This is a genomic window from Lysinibacillus sp. KCTC 33748 (assembly GCF_002237755.1).
Taxonomy (GTDB): domain Bacteria; phylum Bacillota; class Bacilli; order Bacillales_A; family Planococcaceae; genus Lysinibacillus.
This window is the reverse complement of record NZ_MWSJ01000002.1, coordinates 274411-292611: the sequence shown is the minus strand read 5'-3', so window position 1 is coordinate 292611 and position 18201 is coordinate 274411. Positions and strand designations below refer to the sequence as shown.

Annotated in this window: 21 protein-coding genes; 7 read left to right on the top strand and 14 right to left on the bottom strand. The window is 35.9% G+C overall.

Annotation, left to right across the window (positions count from 1 at the left end; translation table 11 throughout):
* Positions 1 to 47 precede the first annotated feature (47 nt).
* A complete protein-coding gene (locus B1B04_RS04205; RefSeq protein ID WP_079560075.1) occupies positions 48 to 947 on the top strand; it encodes a DMT family transporter in 900 nt (299 codons plus the stop codon).
* Between the two features lie 125 nt (positions 948 to 1072).
* Here the strand turns inward: B1B04_RS04205 and B1B04_RS04200 are convergent, their stop codons facing one another.
* The 4 genes from B1B04_RS04200 to B1B04_RS04185 form a co-directional block, all read right to left on the bottom strand.
* The gene (locus B1B04_RS04200) at positions 1073 to 1420 is read right to left on the bottom strand and encodes a general stress protein (RefSeq protein WP_079560074.1); all 348 of its coding nucleotides are present in this window, start codon (positions 1418 to 1420) and stop codon (positions 1073 to 1075) included.
* Between the two features lie 201 nt (positions 1421 to 1621).
* On the bottom strand, positions 1622 to 2062 hold the full coding sequence (locus B1B04_RS04195) for a Dps family protein (RefSeq protein ID WP_079560073.1): 441 nt from the start codon (positions 2060 to 2062) through the stop codon (positions 1622 to 1624).
* Between the two features lie 140 nt (positions 2063 to 2202).
* Positions 2203 to 2856, bottom strand: coding sequence for an RpnC/YadD family protein (locus B1B04_RS04190; RefSeq protein WP_079560072.1), 654 nt, complete (start codon positions 2854 to 2856; stop codon positions 2203 to 2205).
* A 57-nt stretch (positions 2857 to 2913) separates the two neighbouring features.
* Complete coding sequence (locus B1B04_RS04185) at positions 2914 to 3153, bottom strand: hypothetical protein (protein WP_079560071.1); 240 nt, start codon at positions 3151 to 3153, stop codon at positions 2914 to 2916.
* 170 nt (positions 3154 to 3323) lie between these two features.
* On the opposite strand from B1B04_RS04185, the gene pepF reads away from it, so the two are divergent.
* Entirely contained in the window at positions 3324 to 5132 is a 1809-nt protein-coding gene (gene pepF, locus B1B04_RS04180; protein WP_079560070.1) for an oligoendopeptidase F, read from the top strand.
* A 223-nt stretch (positions 5133 to 5355) separates the two neighbouring features.
* Entirely contained in the window at positions 5356 to 6339 is a 984-nt protein-coding gene (locus B1B04_RS04175) for an SEC-C domain-containing protein (protein WP_079560069.1), read from the top strand.
* Between the two features lie 261 nt (positions 6340 to 6600).
* On the opposite strand, the gene B1B04_RS04170 is transcribed toward B1B04_RS04175, so the two are convergent.
* Complete coding sequence (locus tag B1B04_RS04170; RefSeq protein WP_079560068.1) at positions 6601 to 6792, bottom strand: zinc-finger domain-containing protein; 192 nt, start codon at positions 6790 to 6792, stop codon at positions 6601 to 6603.
* A 171-nt stretch (positions 6793 to 6963) separates the two neighbouring features.
* Here B1B04_RS04170 and B1B04_RS04165 point away from each other — a divergent pair, with 171 nt between their 5' ends.
* Positions 6964 to 7356, top strand: coding sequence for a ribonuclease HI family protein (locus B1B04_RS04165; protein WP_079560067.1), 393 nt, complete (start codon positions 6964 to 6966; stop codon positions 7354 to 7356).
* Positions 7357 to 7692: 336 nt separating this feature from the next.
* Positions 7693 to 8331 (top strand): C40 family peptidase, encoded by a 639-nt coding sequence (locus tag B1B04_RS04160; RefSeq protein WP_079560066.1) that lies wholly within the window; start codon positions 7693 to 7695, stop codon positions 8329 to 8331.
* 690 nt (positions 8332 to 9021) lie between these two features.
* Here the strand turns inward: B1B04_RS04160 and B1B04_RS04150 are convergent.
* The 4 genes from B1B04_RS04150 to B1B04_RS04135 all read right to left on the bottom strand — a co-directional run bounded on the left by B1B04_RS04150 (position 9022) and on the right by B1B04_RS04135 (position 13357).
* Entirely contained in the window at positions 9022 to 9672 is a 651-nt protein-coding gene (locus B1B04_RS04150) for a hypothetical protein (protein ID WP_079560064.1), read from the bottom strand.
* Positions 9673 to 10108: 436 nt separating this feature from the next.
* Complete coding sequence (locus B1B04_RS04145) at positions 10109 to 11386, bottom strand: IS110 family RNA-guided transposase (protein ID WP_079560063.1); 1278 nt, start codon at positions 11384 to 11386, stop codon at positions 10109 to 10111.
* Positions 11387 to 11765: 379 nt separating this feature from the next.
* Positions 11766 to 12953, bottom strand: coding sequence for an MFS transporter (locus B1B04_RS04140; protein ID WP_079560358.1), 1188 nt, complete (start codon positions 12951 to 12953; stop codon positions 11766 to 11768).
* A gap of 5 nt (positions 12954 to 12958) precedes the next feature.
* Positions 12959 to 13357, bottom strand: coding sequence for a MarR family winged helix-turn-helix transcriptional regulator (locus tag B1B04_RS04135; RefSeq protein ID WP_079560062.1), 399 nt, complete (start codon positions 13355 to 13357; stop codon positions 12959 to 12961).
* 241 nt (positions 13358 to 13598) lie between these two features.
* Between B1B04_RS04135 and B1B04_RS04130 the strand changes: the two genes are divergently transcribed.
* Positions 13599 to 14153 carry a DJ-1/PfpI family protein gene (locus B1B04_RS04130; RefSeq protein WP_079560061.1) on the top strand — a complete coding sequence of 185 codons (555 nt, stop codon included), beginning with the start codon at positions 13599 to 13601 and terminating at the stop codon, positions 14151 to 14153.
* Between the two features lie 36 nt (positions 14154 to 14189).
* Here the strand turns inward: B1B04_RS04130 and B1B04_RS04125 are convergent, their stop codons facing one another.
* The 4 genes from B1B04_RS04125 to coaW all read right to left on the bottom strand — a co-directional run bounded on the left by B1B04_RS04125 (position 14190) and on the right by coaW (position 15973).
* On the bottom strand, positions 14190 to 14519 hold the full coding sequence (locus B1B04_RS04125) for a DUF3889 domain-containing protein (protein ID WP_240518189.1): 330 nt from the start codon (positions 14517 to 14519) through the stop codon (positions 14190 to 14192).
* A gap of 101 nt (positions 14520 to 14620) precedes the next feature.
* Complete coding sequence (locus tag B1B04_RS25525) at positions 14621 to 14764, bottom strand: hypothetical protein (RefSeq protein ID WP_170938888.1); 144 nt, start codon at positions 14762 to 14764, stop codon at positions 14621 to 14623.
* Positions 14765 to 14778: 14 nt separating this feature from the next.
* A complete protein-coding gene (locus tag B1B04_RS04120; protein WP_386827991.1) occupies positions 14779 to 15015 on the bottom strand; it encodes a hypothetical protein in 237 nt (78 codons plus the stop codon).
* Positions 15016 to 15136: 121 nt separating this feature from the next.
* Positions 15137 to 15973: a type II pantothenate kinase gene (gene coaW, locus B1B04_RS04115; RefSeq protein ID WP_079560060.1), complete on the bottom strand. Its 837-nt coding sequence runs from the start codon at positions 15971 to 15973 to the stop codon at positions 15137 to 15139.
* A 770-nt stretch (positions 15974 to 16743) separates the two neighbouring features.
* On the opposite strand from coaW, the gene B1B04_RS04110 reads away from it, so the two are divergent.
* On the top strand, positions 16744 to 17565 hold the full coding sequence (locus B1B04_RS04110; RefSeq protein WP_240518188.1) for a squalene/phytoene synthase family protein: 822 nt from the start codon (positions 16744 to 16746) through the stop codon (positions 17563 to 17565).
* 58 nt (positions 17566 to 17623) lie between these two features.
* On the opposite strand, the gene B1B04_RS04105 is transcribed toward B1B04_RS04110, so the two are convergent.
* Positions 17624 to 18112: a metal-dependent hydrolase gene (locus tag B1B04_RS04105; RefSeq protein ID WP_079560058.1), complete on the bottom strand. Its 489-nt coding sequence runs from the start codon at positions 18110 to 18112 to the stop codon at positions 17624 to 17626.
* Between the last annotated feature and the right edge of the window lie 89 nt (positions 18113 to 18201).

Here is an 18201-nt window from a genome sequence, read left to right as displayed (position 1 = left end):
ATTTTAGGTTAAAAACTGTTTTAGTACACAGAATGTAGGTGAGCATAATGAGTATCCAAGGAAAAGCAAATTTATTAATGGTTATAGTGACAATGTTTTGGGGATTATCTTATACCTTTATGGTAATGGGGCTTGAAACATTGGCTGTTTATAATGTGGTGGCATTGCGTTGTATCATTGCATTTTTTGCAGCAGGAATCATCTTTTATAAACGCATGATTAAGGCCGATGCTAAAACTTTAAAATATGCGGCTATTCAAGGCTTTATATTATTCATTGTGTTCGCTCTAAGTTTATTTGGACTTGAAACAACTTCGGTATCAAATGCTGGCTTTATTTTAAGTCTAACAGTTGTCTTAGTACCTATTATCAGCAGTTTTATTGAAAAGAAATTACCTTCAAGAGCAGTTAGTTTTGCGATTGTTTGTACTATGATTGGGATTACAGTTTTAACTGCCCACGGTTCATTTGCCTTTCAAAAAGGGGATATTTTAATAGCCATGGCTGCACTCGGCTATTCGATTTATTTACTGTTAAACAGTACATTTACGCGTAACGTTGAATCCATTTCATATGGCATTTACCAGCTCGGTTTTGCTGGATTTTATGCACTCGTTTTAACATTCATTTTTGAAACGCCTACACTTCCAAATACAACGTCTTCTTGGATTGCTATTATTGGACTCGGTGTCATTTGTAGTGCATTTTGTTTCGTAGGTCAAACTGTTGCACAACAGTTTACTTCTGCTACACATACAGGACTAATATTTTCCTTAGAACCAACCTTTGCAGCGATGTTTGCCATGATGTTTTTAGGAGAAGGATTAACGATAAAAGTATTAATAGGTGGTAGCTTTATTCTAATTGGTAACCTTGTTGCTCAATTAGAGCAGCTTCATGTGTTACGCTTTATAAAAAAACACGACCACGAAAAAGCGATTCATTAAATCAATTTTGAAACCTTTCTACACAAATAAACAGAGTGATGCATGTGCAATCACTCTGTTTATCGTATTGTACTAAGGAAATATTCCCTATTATGTGAATGAAGATGACTTTCAATCACCTTTCACTATGTCGTCATAGGTTCAATTGTAGGCTCAGCAAATACTACGATGACACCTTGTTCTACGAGATGAGAATAGTAAGCGGTTTGTCCCTCTGTAAGATCAAAACGCTTTAATCCTTCCGTCACGGCCGATTCACCGGTAAACCAAGACTTAAATTGATCTACCCAATTCCCTGCCTCATGGGTTTTAACATTAATACCCCATTCTACATCCTCAAATTGGCTTGGATCCTTTGCAATAACATGAATGTCCTCTATTTGATATGCTTCTAATCGCATACTTTCTAAAATATGAAGCATTTCTTCCCTTGTATGGGCCACTTCAATTTGTGGGCTTTGTTCATTTATCATGTTCAATTCCTCCTAACTTGTATGGCTTACTAACTAACTATCTACCCTTCCTATTCAAAAACAAACATATTTTGCCCATTCTTTTCCGAACTGTAATATATGTTATTTCTTTGTGAAATATGTCTATCTTTTGAAACAACAAAAAAACAGACAATGGAAATGCATGAACGAGTTTCCATTGCCTATCATTTATTTGTGGTTTTAGTGCCCAAGGAAGGCCTTTAACATCCATGTATGCTTTTCAAGGGACTGGTACATAGCATTCAGTAAATCCTCTGTTCGATCGTCCCCTTCTTCTCCTGCAAGTCCCATTGTTGAATGTAAAGATTTCATAATTTTTTGGAAATCTGCAATGGTTGTAACCACCATTTCCTCCGTCGTCTCATTCCCAGTCGCTTCCTCGATAAAGGACAGTTCAAGATGTTCTTTTAACGTAGCGACTGGTTGTCCATCCTTCGAAAGAATGCGCTCTGCAATTTCATCTAGATTTAATGTTGTTTCATTATATAATTCTTCAAATTTTGCATGTAGTGTAAAGAAGGCATTTCCTTTAACATACCAATGATAATTGTGCAATTTCGTATAAAGTACAGACCATGTAGCGACAAGTTTATTTAATTGTTTGTTTAAGTTTTGTGTCATTGTTTCTCCTCCAATGTGCCAGTTGTTCTAGAAATAGTATGCGTAGCAAAGTGTATTTGCTATACACACATTTTTTTCCATTAACACAAACAATTTTTAAAGGTCATTTGATTGGCAATTTGTCTCACTACAGAATTAGACTATTTAAGTTCCTTACGAATTTCCTTAATTTTTGTCACTGGAAGCTTCGAAACCTCTGCAATCCATTCGTCTTCAGCACCCTTTTCAAATAAACCAAAAATTATTTGTTTCATGCCACGTTCAATTCCCAGCTCAATGCCCTCCTGCCTTTCTAATTCCAATACTCCAGCAAGTGTCGGTGGTAAATCTTCTTTATATTGATGCAACATTTCTTCCTCCCCTCTAATTTCCTCTTTTACATCTCTTACAAGTTGCTCAGACATAGCTCTTGGTAGTTTCAATAAATAATCAATAAAATAAAGCAACGCATTTACTTCTGCTCGTTCAACATTTTTTAATGACCATACTTCTCTTAGTAAAGTTCTTTTGTACGCACTACGAAGATTCAATTCACTTTTTGTACGTTTCAAATAAAGAGATGCTAGTAATACTTTACTAAGTAGCTTCGTTGACTTTTTCAATTCTTCTTCATCAAAATCAGATACAACAAATTTATTAAAAGTGTACATTAATTCTGTACCATAATACTTTTCATGGTACCAGTTCGTGCTATTAGTACTCTTATCCGTAAAAATAGCAATAGCCACAATCTTCTTACCATATCGATTCCTAATACGATAGAAATACTCAGACATGCGCTTCGCAAAATGCACTTCATCTCCAGCTTGTATTTCCGTATGGACAAGAATCCATTGTTCTTTCCCATTTTTTTAATGAACCTTCGCAATTTGATCAGCTATTTTGCGCCCTTGACGATGCTCAATAATTTCTTTGAAAAGCTCCTGTTGTAAAAACTCCACTTGCTTTGAAAAATTCACTTCTGCATGTAACTCTGGCAAAAAGAACAACAAAAAATCTTCAAACAAATCCGCAATTAACTTCTTCCATAAATTATCTTGATTCACTTGGCTAAGTTTATATACGTCTGGTTTTTCCCAAACTAACTGCATTATAACTTCATTCCTCCTCCTTTCTTTACATCCATTATACTAAACACGAACATAAGTTTCCGCGCTATTATTCTATTTTTAAAAATATTTAAACTATTCTCTATAATTATTTCACTTTCCGAAATAGTTTCGTTATAATGGAGACACTTACACATAAGGGGTGTTAATTGATGGAAGTATTACGAAAAGATGTACCCGTAGAAGAAACGTGGAATTTAAAAGACTTATTTGAAAATGATGCGGATTTTGAGCCTATTTTAGCTCAGCTTGTAGAGGATGCACTAAGCTTTGAACGCAAGTATCAAGGTACAATTACGGATGCGCAAAAAGTAATTGAAGTTTTAACAGCTTTTGAAGAATTACAAAAAAGCATTGTCCCTATTGGCACATATGCAAATTTAAATAGTCAAACAGATCTTACAGATAATGTAGCGCAAATACGTTCTGCCAAATACAGTACTGCGGTGGGTAAAATAAGTAGTGCATTTTCTTTCGTACGCAGTGAATTACTAGCACTGGACGAAGCGATTTTACAAGAGGCCACTGAGTTGAGTCCTATTTACAAAGTTTACTTAGAGGAATTGTTAAAGCAAAAGCCTTATCAGCTGCACCCTGAAGTGGAAAAAGCATTAGCTGCATTTAGTTCAACTTTTAAGACACCTTATGAAACATATAATACGACAAAGCTTGTTGATATGCATTTTGGACAGTTTGAGGCAAATGGTGAAAAGCATCCATTAAGTTTTGTATTATACGAAAACAACTGGGAGTTTGAGGCTGCTACAAACGTACGTCGTGCTGCATTTGAAGCATTTTCTGGTAAGTTACGAGATTATCAGCACACAACTGCAAAAATTTATAACACACATATTCAACAGGAAAAAACAATGGCGGAATTACGAGGCTTTGATTCTATCATTGATTATTTATTGTTTGATCAGGATGTTGATCGCTCACTTTATAACCGTCAAATAGATCTTATTACAAAAGAGCTTGCGCCTCATATGCGCCGTTACGCAAAGCTTATTCAACAAGCGAACGGCATCGAGAACATGACTTTTGCAGACTTAAAAATAGCGTTAGATCCAGAGTATGATCCAAAATTAACAATGTCGGAAGCAAAAGAATATGTTGAAAATGCATTATCGGTTATGGGCGAGGATTACAAGAACATGATTGAAAAAGCATTTAACGAGCGCTGGATTGATTATGCAACAAACAAAGGAAAATCTACTGGGGCATTCTGTTCAAGTCCATATGGTAATCATCCTTATATTTTAATGTCTTGGAATGAACGTATGAATGAAGTATTTACGCTAATTCATGAGCTAGGACATGCAGGTCACTTTGTAAATGCACATGCCCATCAATCTTATTTTAATAGTCGTCCTTCGTTATACTTTATCGAGGCACCATCAACAATGAATGAAATGCTTCTAGCCAATTATTTATTAACCCATAACGAAGATCCTCGTTTCAAACGTTGGGTTATTTCAAACATTGTGTCCAAAACATACTATCATAATTTCGTCACACACTTACTAGAGGCAGCATACCAACGAAAAGTATATGAATTAATTGACGCAGGTGAAGCTGTTAATGCTTCAGTTTTAAATCAATTAAAACGTTCTGTCCTTGAAGATTTCTGGGGCGAAGCTGTCGACATTTCTGAAGGTGCAGAACTTACATGGATGCGTCAGCCACACTATTATATGGGCTTATATCCATACACATACAGTGCTGGCTTAACAATTTCTACACAAGTATCCAAGCGTATCTTAAAAGAAGGTAAGCTGGCGGTAGATGAGTGGTTAGCAGTCCTTCAAGCTGGCGGTACGAAATCACCTGTAGAGCTAGCTCAAATGGCGGGTGTCGATGTTACAACAGACCAGCCGCTTCGAGATACGATAGCTTACATTGGTCACCTCGTTGATGAGCTTGAACGATTAACGACAGAAATGGAAGCTATCAAAAGTTAAACAAAGCTTAGAACCATCTATGCTATTTCTAAAGCGTAGATGGTTTTCTTTTTCTAGTTCTAAGTTGGAAAATATGTTCATATAATAGAATCAGGGCGTCCTTTTTTTGATATTTCTAAATAGACAATCATTTTTCTTCATACAAATGTACCGTTATTATTAAGTAGATGCAATTTATTTAGCAAAATTCGACTAACAATTTTCAAAGGAAGTGTTTCTAATTATGGTAAAACGTAATGATCCATGCCCTTGCGGTAGCGGCAAAAAATACAAAAAATGTTGTGAAGGCAAACAGCAGGTTACAGTAGAAACTGTAGCAATCGAAGAATTAGAACGTGTACTACAAACATTTTACTTAGAATATCCAGAACGCAAAGATGTTCGTGCTTATATCGAGCATGTAGGTACATGGCAGCCTAAATTAGAGAGCGTACTACAAAGAGAGCTAATTGAAGCAATCGCGTTAGACGACTTCTTCTTCCATCAAGAGCCATCTATTTGGAAAGGTTACTTAAAGAAAACAAAGAAAAAAGCGGTAAGACCTTCTACAGTAAAAGTGTTAGAAGGCTGGTCACAACCTCGTCTATTTATTGGTTCTGTGTCTGTTGTAGAAGAAAAATATTTCAAGGCTACACATGTGTTATCAAAAGAAGAAATTTATATTCGTCGTGAAAATGATAAACCAATCCCTGAAGGTATGCATGTCTTTGCATTCATCTTACCGGATGGTACAAAAAAATCAGAGCATTATTTAGCTGTTTCAACGCTAATCTTCTTCCCGGAAGATCACGCTAAAGTGTTTGAGCAATTTAATAAAAATTTCGAGGCTTCTGAGAAGAAGATTGGCGCATTCTTAAAAGAAGAGCATTTATCCTTCTGGGAATTACTAGTGTCAAACGGTTATAAAGGCGAGGAATTCACGAATTTTGAGAGCAATGTAATCACACAAGTAAAAGATTTCCTTGAGCAAAATGATCGTGAAACAGCTCCTATGTTAGAGCTTTTAGAAGACTACTTAATTGAAGGACAACCATCTGCGCGCAAAGAGGCTGCGATCGCTGCTGGTGCGATTCGATATGGTCAAGAGAAAGAGCTGTTCGAGCCGCTATCAATGACAGTAAAAGAAATTGCAGCGACGTTCGATATTTCAGCTTCCTCTCTCACAAAATACTACCAAGACTTAAGTACCTATGCTGAAACTAAATAATACTTAAAATTATATTGCGCTACACGCTCTAAACAGATCTTAGAGTATGTGGCGCATTTTTTCACCATAGAAAAGCTACATTTGTTATCGGTAGTGAACCAACAAAAAAGTAGCTTATTTTACGGTAATTCTTTCGAACATATTGTTATTTATGCATCAAATTAAGTTAAAAATTTTTTATCATTAAGCTTTACTTTATTTAAACATAGACCGTTTAGTACTATGATTACTTCAAAGACATTTTTGCAATATGTGAAAACATTATTTACTATATACCTTCATGAGCTCTTCTCCAAGAAATTGTAGTCGCTCGCCTATTGTGCAGGCTTCAATACAGAAGCGATGAGCTCCAGATTTTCCACGCTCTTTTCGTAATTGCTTGATCACTAAGCAATCAACACAATACATATCATGTAGTTCATCAATATCTTTCATAACCGTCACTTTATCCAATTTGAACTCTCGCTCCTTTCACGTCCAAATTTCGCTTCTTACTATTATGAAGTTAACATTTTGAACAAGCAACTATTTTGTTTATCCATATTTATCTTCAACTAAAATATTGTGAAAAAGCACTATTGATGTACAATTAATGTAAAATCTAAATCAAAAAGTAGGGATTTTATGTTAGAAGTTTACATTGATGCTGCTAGTGCAGGAAACCCTGGCCCCAGTGGTATTGGAATATTTATTAAAGGTGAGGGCCACCATATACAAATAAGTGAGTATATAGGACAGACCAATAACCACATTGCCGAGTTTACTGCATTAGTACGCGGACTTGAGGAAGCACTCAAGATTAGTTCAAACCTAATATCAGTGCGCTCTGATTCAAAAATTGTTGTAGCCTCTATGGAAAAAGAATATGTGAAAAATGAGGAATTTAAACCTTATCTTGAGCAGGCACTTACACTTGTAAGTAACTTCGATTTATTTTTTATCAAATGGGTTCCAGACACGCAAAATAAAGCTGCAGATGCACTTGCACGTAAAGCCATTCAAAAGGAAAAAAATTAAACTTCGGGGACTGTCCCTTGTCTTAAACCAAGAGCCGGTCTCTCCACATTCACTTTATTTAGATACTTAATATCCCCCAATATTTCATTTTTATCATCTTCAAATACATTTTTCTATAAAACTGCGTTCCTATAAATGTCATTCCCCTTCCATAAGAAATACGTTTACCTTCTATTATCCCTGACTTTAGATAATGAGCCATAAAGTGGATGATTTCCTAATTATTATTAGTAAAATTTGTATCTTTAATGTTATTTTATTGACATACTATTGTAATATTACAATGTTAATATCATTTATGTATTAAGTTTTTGAATATTTAGGAGGATACATATTATGAAAAAGAATAAAAAGTATAGATGGGGTATGAAATTAGCTACATTGGTTTTAAGTTCATCTGTACTTTTTTCAACAATTGACACAGCATCGGCGGCAACTTATACTGTAAAATCTGGTGATTCTTTATGGAAGATTGCCAATCAGTACGGTGTTTCCTATCAAACTTTAATGAAATGGAATAACTTATCTTCTTCAACCATTCGCGTTGGACAAAAGTTAAACGTTAATACTACATCAACATCAACAGTTAAACCAAAACCAATATCTACACCTAAACCAACTGCTAGTCTAGTACAAATTGCTAAACAACAATTAGGCGTAAGATATACATTTGGCGGGAGTAAACCAAGTACAGGTTTTGATTGTTCAGGCTATGTTACTTACGTTTTTAATAATGCTGGTATTTCGACTGCTCGTAAGTCAGCAGCAGGCTTTTATAGTACAGCTAAAAAAGTAAGTTCACCCAAAGCAGGCGATTTAGTATTTTTCTCTAATACGTATAAAGCTGGTATCTCACATGTAGGCATTTATATTGGAAATAACCAAATGATTAGCGCGAGTAACAATGGTGTTTCCACTGCTAACATCAATAGCACTTATTGGAAAAAGCATTTTGCTGGATATGGTCGTTTATAATGCAAAAGAAAAACAGTTGGGATATCTTTTATTAAAAGTCAAGTTATTTTCTACTGTTAAAGATTTAACAATATGACAAATAGAATGTTACACATTATAATAGTTTTTTGCAGAATTAGTTGAAGGACTAATTCTGCTTTTATTTTTATATAGATGTAGCTTTTTAATAAAGTTCAATTAAAAGTAAGTTGCAAACGCTGATTTTCTACAGAAAGAACAACTGTTTTGAAACAAGGTTTGATCAAAACAGTTGGTTCTTTATTTATCTAGTTTGGTTTTTATAAAAAAGTTTGATTATTTCGGGATGAGAATATTCAATTAAAGCACCCCATTACTTTAAGTGAAGAATTTCACAACCCTTATTAGAAAGAGAAGAACGGTGACCTTCACCTCTCCAAAGACACTAACGTAGGGTGTTTTCAAGGATGTAACCATTCTCCCACGTTCCTATAAGTATAAATCGATCATCGTTGCTGAATTCCCCAAAACAAGCATATTGTAGTTCTTCAACTAAAATGGGTTCTAAATCATCGTATCGCAGGATTAAAACTGTCTCACTATATGTAAGGATAATATATCGTCCATCGTTTGACTGGTGCATATGTTGAAAATAACCGAAGTGGTCAGGATAATCTTGTTCTGATAAACAGACTTTCTTTAAAATTTCTTTAAACTGTCCATCAAGTATAACTATGTCATAATCTTGAACCACAATATATACGTTTTAATAGAGTTAAAGATGATGGAATCCCAATTCCGAATTTCTAAGTTATCTAATATTTCTATGGACTCTTTATTTATTGGTTCTTTAACTTTTACTATTTTTTCGACTCGGTAATCTTCATTATTTACATAACTCAAAGTAAATAAATAGGCACTTTCAGCCTGGATAAAGTGATTAAAATAAATTAGGGGAATTGAATCTTTAAATTGCGTTAGTACTCTAAACTCACCCTTCTCAATGTTGATTAATGCCAGTTGATGTCCGTCTTTCGTTTTCAATGTATCAAGGATAATGAATGAAGTATTAGTTAAAACAAAGTCCCCTTCAACAAGTTGATATTTTTTATTTGATTTAATGCTTTTGATTAACTGAAATCCAACCGTTTCATACACACATACAGTACCGATTGTGTTTTTTATATATAAATAATCATCATTGTCTGAAAAATGAATATCTCCTGGATTATTGGGTTTACTAAGCTCCTTTATTTTTTCCCAAGAACCTGTATCATAAATAATTGTTTTACTGCCCATTGTATGGCATAAAAAACGATAGGCATTCGAAAATTTAATTTGATAAGAGGTTTTAAATTTTTTGATTACATTCATATGAAGCATACAAACAGCCCTTTAATAAATATTTTTACACGCATATTCTCATCTTATCCCTACTTGCACTAACCTCCCTCTATAAACATTGATGTATCAACTATTTCTACCACTTTGTGATGAAGAAAAAATATTTTTTCACTTGATTTATAAACAGTATTTTTAATTTATAGTTATAACTTACAATCTGAGTGTACGCTTCGCTAAAACTAATGGAAATCATTAGCTTTTTAATCCACTATGTGATGCACAATGGATCTCTGCGATACTTATGACGACGTACCCTCCCATGTCTCTTAGCGTCATTTGCGCTTACATTCCTTCGTTCGGTCTATTCATAAGACAGAGGCCTGCTATGCTGCACCGGAGACTCATAGTCTGAGTTTAGTTATTTTGCTGGCTTCTCCGTGTCATCCTTCTTTTTATAGTTCGATGAAAGAATTGATTACGCTGCCTCTTCGAGACAGTAGAGGTCCTTCATCATTTGTTGCTCGTTAAAAAAGACTTTCTTTTTGCATATGCCATGTAATACCTTCAGTAATTTACCACAGAGTATCACCATTGACTGCTTTCCCCTTAAGGGATTTTGTTGTCTTGTTGTGTAGTATTCATGAAGCTGTTTAAACGCTTCGTTATGACGAATTAGCGGTACTATTACTTTGAATAGGGTATTTCTGAGCTTCTTTCGTCCCCATTTAGAAATATGTTTTTGCCCCTTATGTTGACCAGACGAGCTCTCACGTAATGTTAATCCCGCTAGTTTTATAAGTTGGCGTGGATTTTCATAAAGTGCGAAGCATCCTACTTCTGATAGTAAAGCAACGATTGTCGCATCTCCTAAACCAGGAACTGAAGCCAGTATTTCATATTCCATTGTTGTTTGTGCCATTTCTGCTAATTGATTATTAATAGTTTCTATTTCAGTTTCTAATAACCGATACTGACGTAAGAGCGTGGCGATTTCATGTTGGGCCATCTGTGTTCCTTCTGTCAGTCCGATAGAGTTTTGCGCGACTTCAATGAGAAGCTTGGCTTTCGGTAACTGTGGAGCTCTCATTCCCTTTACCTGTCGGTAAAGAAAGACCAGCTCTTCAGCTGTTTTCTCTTTAATATCTTTTGGTAATGGCGTCATTTCTAGTGTTGCAAGTGCCATCTTCCCGAAATTAGGAAAGACTTGAGTAAACTCTGGAAAGTAACGATCAAGCCAACGAATGATTAGATTTTTAATACTAGCCAAATCCTCCGTCAATTTTGAACGAAGAGTAGAACCAATACGAAGCTCAGCTTCAATGTCTTTCAGTATACGCGGATAACTGAAACGTCCATCCTTTAATAAGCGAGCGATGACTAGTGCATCTTTTTTATCGTGCTTTGTCGGTAAGTTATCATCAAGTTCTTTCGAACGTCTTACGTGCATTGGATTCACCATGACAAGTGGGATTCCGTATTGATCTAAGAAATAGGCTAAGTTCATCCAGTAGTGGCCTGTAGGCTCAATACCTATTATTACTTCAGTTTTCTTAGCTTCCTTCATCGTTTGAAGAATCTTTTCATACAAATTTTCGAAGCCTTCTTTCGATTGATGTACGGCAAAAGCTTTTTCTATTACTCGCCCGCGTTCATCGACAAAGCATGCGTAATGAATATGCTTGGCAATATCCATGCCGACAACGAGTGTATTTTCAGTAACTTGATTAATTTTATTATTCCATTTAAAATGCATAAAGGAGTCCCCCTTGTTTGATGATGGGTCAATGGTCGTTGACACTCATGCATCATACTAGAGGGCTCCTTTTCTTTCAAGACCTCGAACATCCTTCAAACAGGAATGCTGCACCGTTAGTTCAATAAAGAAAAAAGAGCTGCCTTTGCAACTCAATGATCTTCAAGCAAAGCACGAATAAGACATAATGTACAATTACATGTACTAATCTTACAGAGTACCAACTGTTTTATTTTGCACTTAGACATGCGCTACTTTATTCGATTTTATTTTTTGATCAATTATGCCTCGGTATAATTGCGTCCGGAGGCTTTAGGCCAACAAGATGTTGGTCACTCAGTCGTTGCCACAGGACGTGGCGTTCTTAGACTGAGTTCCTCTATTCAGCGGATGTTTGCCCGCTGAAAGAAGTTAAACGCGCTAAGTAAATGATAAAGACAACGACTAGTATGCCTGCTCCGATTAGATAAACAGAGCTATAGCCAGCTTGCACGGCCACCATACCTAAAATATAAGAGCCGAGTGCAATGCCCATGTCAAACATCGTAAAGTACGTTGCGGTTGCATAACCACTACGCGTATGTGATGCGGACTGTACAGCTACTGCTTGTAAGCTTGTATTCACCGCTCCGTAGCCAATTCCAACAAAGATGGCTGCACATAAAAACAATGCCGGTCCTGAGACAAATGCAAGCATAACAAGTCCGATTGCAAAAAATATAATACCCGGCAGAATAACAAATTGCGGCCCTTTTGTATCATAAAGCTTACCTGTATATGGCCTTGTTATAAGCATTGCCGCTGCAAAAACCGCATAAAAAAGACTCGCTACATCCATTAAATCTTTTTGCTGTGCGTATACTGATAAAAACGATAAAACACTCGCATATGAAAAAGCTACTAAACTAGCAATAGCCGCTATTGGAAGTGCACGACGTTCAAATAAATCATCAAATTTAAATGTCAACTTACCTTGATGATCAGGCTTAGGTAAATCATCCGTTTTCATCATTACAGCTAGGATGCCCCCTACTAATATGCAAATACTCATAACAATAAATAGTACATTAAAGCTGCTATATTGAATAAGCAGTAAACCGATAAATGGCCCTAAAACTACTGCTAGGTTAGTAGACATTGTAAAATAGCCTAGACCTGTACCTTTCCGATTGGCTGGCACAATATCCGCTGCTAATGAGCCGGCTGCCGTTGTAATAATACTAAAGAAGATCCCTTGAATAAAACGTAATCCTAGTAAAAGTCCAAAAGGATGTATAAATAAATATAAAACTGTACATAAAAAATAGCCGATAATTGAAATGACTAAAAGCTTTTTCTTCCCAAATACATCTAATAGCTTACCTGAAAAGGGACGAACGATTATAGCCGATAATAAAAATCCTGACAGTAACAATCCCGCTTCCTTGTCAGTCTGATCCAACTCACCAATCGCATAAAGCGGCAAAGTCGTTACTAACCCATAGAAAACAAAAAATACCGAGATATTTGTGAAAAAGAGACTAATAAATCGCTTCGTCCATATTTTTGTATTTCCCTCTTGCTGCATATCAATCAACCTTTCATTTTTTCCAATAAAATCATAAATTGCTGCTGTTCCTCAACCGTCAATGCCCCTATCATTTCTTCCTCAAAAGCTAAAATGGTTTTAGTAATAACAGGCAAATGTTTCTCTGCATATGGTGATAAGGTAACAATTTTTTCCCGTTTATCTTCACCATCTATTCTTAGCACCCAGCCTAAAGTCTCGAGTCGCGTTATTGCTCTTGTTATACTCGGCGCTTCAACGTTCAAATACTTCCATATTTGTGTTAATGTCATTGGTCCGTGATTATGTAAGCAATATAAAATAGTCCATTGTGAGCTATACAAATTATGCTGTTTCAGTACTTCATTTAAACAATTCGTTATATAACGACTCTTTTGGAATAACGCATGAAATAATGGATTCATGATTGTGACCTCCCGTATTTATTTACCTAGCTAAACAAATACTATACGCCTCATTTTTTTCGTTGTAAAGCAAGCTGTTTATGTAGTGCATTTAGTGGCAATGATCCAGAGTTTACTGGATGGTATCGGTTATTCTAATCAGCGATTTCACTACTTCTTCTAGCTTTTCTATCATATTAGAAGGGAATTTTTTGAAAGTGTCGAATTTAGCTACTAGATTACAATAAAAGGAGATGGAAGCATGGGGAAAAAGGTATTAATACTCGCAGGAGACGCAGTTGAAGCTTTAGAAATTTTTTATCCTTATTATCGTTGTCTTGAGGCTGGCTATGATGTAACGATTGCAGCACCATCCGCAAAGAAATTACAAACTGTATCGCACGATTTTGTCGATGGAGTTGATACTTACATCGAGCGTACAGCATATGGCTTAGAAGCGCACTCATCCTTTGCGGAAGTAAACCCAACACAATTTGACGGGCTCATCATTCCTGGTGGACGAGCGCCGGAATACATTCGTTTAAATGAGCATGTGCCAGCACTAGTAAGCCATTTCTTTGAAGCAAATAAACCAATCGCTGCTGTATGTCACGCAGCACAAATTTTCGCGACCATTCCAAAAGTTCTGCAAGGTCGTGAGCTAACAGCTTATATTGCCTGCAAGCCAGAAGTTCAAGTAGCTGGAGGAACGTACATCGATGCTAATCTTCATACAGACGGCAATTTGATTAGTGGTCATGCATGGCCAGATTTACCTGGATTAATGCGAGAATTTATTCATAAGCTAGAAAACTAGTAGAAGAAGGATGCCTGAAGTTAGGCATCCTCTTATTTATGAAGTGATTTCTCGGAGTTCAATCTTTACCAATTTATTTGTATTGGTTACATATTTGATACGAACTTGTATACCGAATTCCTTATCACTTAGTTTTATCCAAAGCTTAAATTTCTCAATCGTGGTGTCTCCTTTAACCTCGCTTCCCTCATGCAAATAATCGATAATTTTAGCTTGAGGGTATTTTGCCTGCGTTTCTTTTATCGCTACTTTTCCCCATTGAGCATGGGCTGGTATTTCTTGTTGAGCATAGACATTTGTTGGGAAGTGGGTCGATACGGCAAACAATACAAGAGAAAATCCTAACATTACAAAAAATTTTCGCAAGTGAATCAACCTCTCCTATTTTTTTGGCATAAAGTCGCCAAAACAGCATAAAATAAGTGCTCCCTAAGTATTTTGTCAATCTACTTAAGGAGCAGTTTTTATTATCTTTTGCTGGATTGTTTTGGTTGTTGAGGATTGTTATGAATTACTTGATTAAATTCTGCTGAATATTCTTCACGATCATTTCTTTTATGTGTATCTTCTTTCTTTTTCTTTTTGAAGCTCGTTTTACCCTTCTTTGCCATTTTTTAAGCCTCCACTATTTGTTTTTGTTGGACTGTTGATTTTTCTTATGGTTCGTTTTATTATCTTTATTTTTGGCTTTCGCATCGAATTCTGCAGAGAATTCTTCATTTAGATTGTCATTCGGGTTATTGTTATTACTATTTGACTGATCGAGGTCTATTTTTTTGTAGGTATCAAAAGGATTATGCGTTCTAATGTTCATTGTTTTATTGTTATTTTTGTTGTTTTTATTCGTGTTTCTATTGCCCACGGATGTTCACCTCCTAATTGTAATGTGCTCAGGATAGAACGATTTATGCTTTGGGGATTACTGCAGACATTGCCAAAAAAAAATGTACATCACCAATATTAATTAGTAATGTACATTGTATTTAGACAATCGTATATTCAGTTATATTTAATAATGCACCAACTGCACCAGAAAAACCGTGGTCATTTATAAAAATTGGTGTATGTTTTTTCGTTCGTGTGTAATTGGCAATAACACGTGCAAGATGATCATTATTACTTAAAGTTGAACCGATATAAACGATATGCTGAGCATTTTTCTCTTCAGCATATTGAATACTAAGTGTAGTAATAACTTCACCAACAAGCCCTTGTACAGTTGCGATAATATCTTCTATTGGATGTTTGACTGACTCCGTAATACCAACTTTCCCAAAATTACTAGCTGTCAAATGCCCATCAATAGGTGTGTCCATCCCTTGATAAATATCCTTTACAAGTAAATCTATACTTTCACGATTTCCCATAGAGGCCAGATTTCTTATTTCATTATAATCCGTGATTCCAGTTGTAAGCGCTGACAATCCAATCAATGTTCCACCACCAACGCCTGTCCCACCAACACGGACATGTGTATTATCTTCCATATAATGAATTGAAGTACCAGTACCAATATTCGTAATCATACTTCGATCGAAGAAGTAGCCCTCTTTATGCAACAAAAATCGAACGCCCTTTAAAGTGGCTTCAAACTCTACTATATAATGAATCGATTTCATTGTTTTAATGACATCAAGTAATTGTTCCGTACGCCCTCCCGTAACTCCAATATCCTCAATATCTGGATGATTAATAATCCAATTCTTCACAGCGAGCAAATCATTTGACGGAAAAGTTGTTAAAACAAGCTCGTTATGCTCATCTAAATAAGCAACTTTTGTCAATGTTCCGCCTGCATCAATACCTATAGCCTTTGGCATACCATTCTCCTTTGACTTTACGTACAATCTCTATTTCAGATGGTGAGATATATACTAGATTTTGCTTTTATTCAAGAGACGTTTAGAAGCCAGTTGAATAATGTTCATGTCTCCACAAATGTCACGGATTTTGCAAGGAGTTATTGTGCCAAAATCCGATGTATTGTATTTAAGTACCGAAAGCAAACAACAGCAACAAATGTTTTCTGTGCGAAAGTGAAACGGCAGCAACAAATGTTTTCTGTGCGAAAGTGAAACGGCAGCAACAAATGTTTTCTGCGCGAAAGCGAAGCGGCAGCCGCAATTTCTTGAAAGATGTAGCTGCATATTTGTCCTTCCTAAACTTTAACGCTGTTGAAATAATTGTGCAATAACTTAGCAAACTTTCATGAAAAAAACACGAAAAACATCAAATTTCTTCTATTATTCACGCGATTTTCGTCGCATTTTTATAACTTTAACATTATTCTATTAAAAAAACAAAAGAAGCGAAAACACGCTGATACATTTTCACTTCTAAAGGAATTCTTGTAATTAACGAGCGGATATCCTCATCATTCACTAGGTAATTTTTGTTGCTAACCTAAACAATTTCTCCAGTGCTACGGCCATCTTTGACGTACAACCTTTACTATTCGCAACTTCGTTATCCATCCTTTCTGTCCCATTTGAAAATAGTTAGTTATAAATTGAACAATCTGTTTTATCTTTCTTCACTTTTACGATACGATATACTATAGATGCGTTACCAGTTGAACGGAGGAATACAAGTGAAAGAGCAAAAGAAACTTTACAAAGAAGCGATGCAAGTTTTAAAGGAAACTAGTCGCACTTTTTATATACCAATTACTTTTTTAAAGAATGATTTAAAATTGTCAGTGGCAGCCGCATATTTAGCAATGCGCGCTATAGATGAGATTGAGGATCATGAAGAACTTTCAAATGATGTAAAATTTGATTTACTAACTGCAACGAGTGAATTATTAAAAGATACATTTAATGCCGAAGCATATGAAGCATTATTAGCGCCATATGCAGATCAGCTACCTGAAGTATCTCTTCGTTTAGCAGATTGGCTAATTTTTTGTCCTGAAGGCTCACGAAAAATTGTTCTAGATTCAACGAGTGAAATGGCATTCGGGATGGCAAAATGGGCAAAGGCAAACTGGCAGGTGCATACGCGAGAGGATTTAGATGATTATACATACTACGTAGCAGGGCTTGTTGGAACAATGCTGTCTGAGCTTTGGGCGTGGGGTGCAGACATTCAAACAGATCGCGATTTAGCAATTGGCTATGGTCGAGGTCTCCAAGCAGTCAATATTTTACGCAATCAGCACGAAGATCTGGATGAGCGCGGCGTAAGTTTCGTTCCCGACGGATGGACACGCGATGATTTATTTGCATACGCGGAGGAAAATCTTGCGAAAGCGGATCTTTATATGAAAGATATTAATAAACGAACGGTATTATTATTCTGTCGATTACCGCTTGCCTTAGCTCATAAAACATTGAAGGCGATGCAAGATGGGCGTGAAAAAATGACACGAGCAGAAGTAGAACAAACGGTCGAAGAGGTACAAGCTGACTAAAACCTTCTCCTTTAAAAAGAGCCCTAGTACGAAAAAAATTTCGTACAGGGCTTCTTTTTTATACTGTCTGTATTAGCTTAATCATAATTTCATAGCTAAAAAAGACTGAAAGTATTGTTAACAACATAAACACTACCTTTTCAGCTTTACTACCCGTTTTTGTAGTAATGGGTAGACGCACTGAAATGGAAACTGGGAAGAACAGTTTAACACCCTTCTTCGTCCCCATATCAAGAAGTATATGACTGGCCATCCCTAATAAAATACCTAGTGAAATGGATTTGTAAGGTATAAATGTATGTAGTAGCATTCCAACTAGAAATAAAAAAAGCAAACTATGTGTAAAGGAACGATGTCCAAACATAGTATTGACAATCTTTGAAATAATGGGAAGCTTCCTCCCAATTTTACTGCCGCCATGGCAAATATCTGGAAGTAATGCACCGATAACTCCTGCTCCTACTAAAACAAGAGGATTATCATTAGAAATTTGTGCAAAAGCAAGGCTTGCCGTGATGCCTCCGATAATATGTGTATTCCCTTGCATATTTACTTCCACTCCTTATGTCTCTATATTTTTACCTTTCTTAATTTATCACACCCCAGCCCAAAAGGGAACGTATATTCCGAACAAAC

Excerpts from the sequence above, each read along its gene's own strand:
- B1B04_RS04205 (WP_079560075.1), top strand. The coding sequence starts at position 48 with ATGAGTATCCAAGGAAAAGCAAATTTATTAATGGTTATAGTGACAATG.
- B1B04_RS04200 (WP_079560074.1), bottom strand. The coding sequence starts at position 1,420 with ATGATAAATGAACAAAGCCCACAAATTGAAGTGGCCCATACAAGGGAA.
- B1B04_RS04195 (WP_079560073.1), bottom strand. The coding sequence starts at position 2,062 with ATGACACAAAACTTAAACAAACAATTAAATAAACTTGTCGCTACATGG.
- B1B04_RS04185 (WP_079560071.1), bottom strand. The coding sequence starts at position 3,153 with ATGCAGTTAGTTTGGGAAAAACCAGACGTATATAAACTTAGCCAAGTG.
- pepF (WP_079560070.1), top strand. The coding sequence starts at position 3,324 with ATGGAAGTATTACGAAAAGATGTACCCGTAGAAGAAACGTGGAATTTA.
- B1B04_RS04175 (WP_079560069.1), top strand. The coding sequence starts at position 5,356 with ATGGTAAAACGTAATGATCCATGCCCTTGCGGTAGCGGCAAAAAATAC.
- B1B04_RS04165 (WP_079560067.1), top strand. The coding sequence starts at position 6,964 with ATGTTAGAAGTTTACATTGATGCTGCTAGTGCAGGAAACCCTGGCCCC.
- B1B04_RS04160 (WP_079560066.1), top strand. The coding sequence starts at position 7,693 with ATGAAAAAGAATAAAAAGTATAGATGGGGTATGAAATTAGCTACATTG.
- B1B04_RS04150 (WP_079560064.1), bottom strand. The coding sequence starts at position 9,672 with ATGCTTCATATGAATGTAATCAAAAAATTTAAAACCTCTTATCAAATT.
- B1B04_RS04145 (WP_079560063.1), bottom strand. The coding sequence starts at position 11,386 with ATGCATTTTAAATGGAATAATAAAATTAATCAAGTTACTGAAAATACA.
- B1B04_RS04140 (WP_079560358.1), bottom strand. The coding sequence starts at position 12,953 with ATGCAGCAAGAGGGAAATACAAAAATATGGACGAAGCGATTTATTAGT.
- B1B04_RS04135 (WP_079560062.1), bottom strand. The coding sequence starts at position 13,357 with ATGAATCCATTATTTCATGCGTTATTCCAAAAGAGTCGTTATATAACG.
- B1B04_RS04130 (WP_079560061.1), top strand. The coding sequence starts at position 13,599 with ATGGGGAAAAAGGTATTAATACTCGCAGGAGACGCAGTTGAAGCTTTA.
- B1B04_RS25525 (WP_170938888.1), bottom strand. The coding sequence starts at position 14,764 with ATGGCAAAGAAGGGTAAAACGAGCTTCAAAAAGAAAAAGAAAGAAGAT.
- coaW (WP_079560060.1), bottom strand. The coding sequence starts at position 15,973 with ATGCCAAAGGCTATAGGTATTGATGCAGGCGGAACATTGACAAAAGTT.
- B1B04_RS04105 (WP_079560058.1), bottom strand. The coding sequence starts at position 18,112 with ATGCAAGGGAATACACATATTATCGGAGGCATCACGGCAAGCCTTGCT.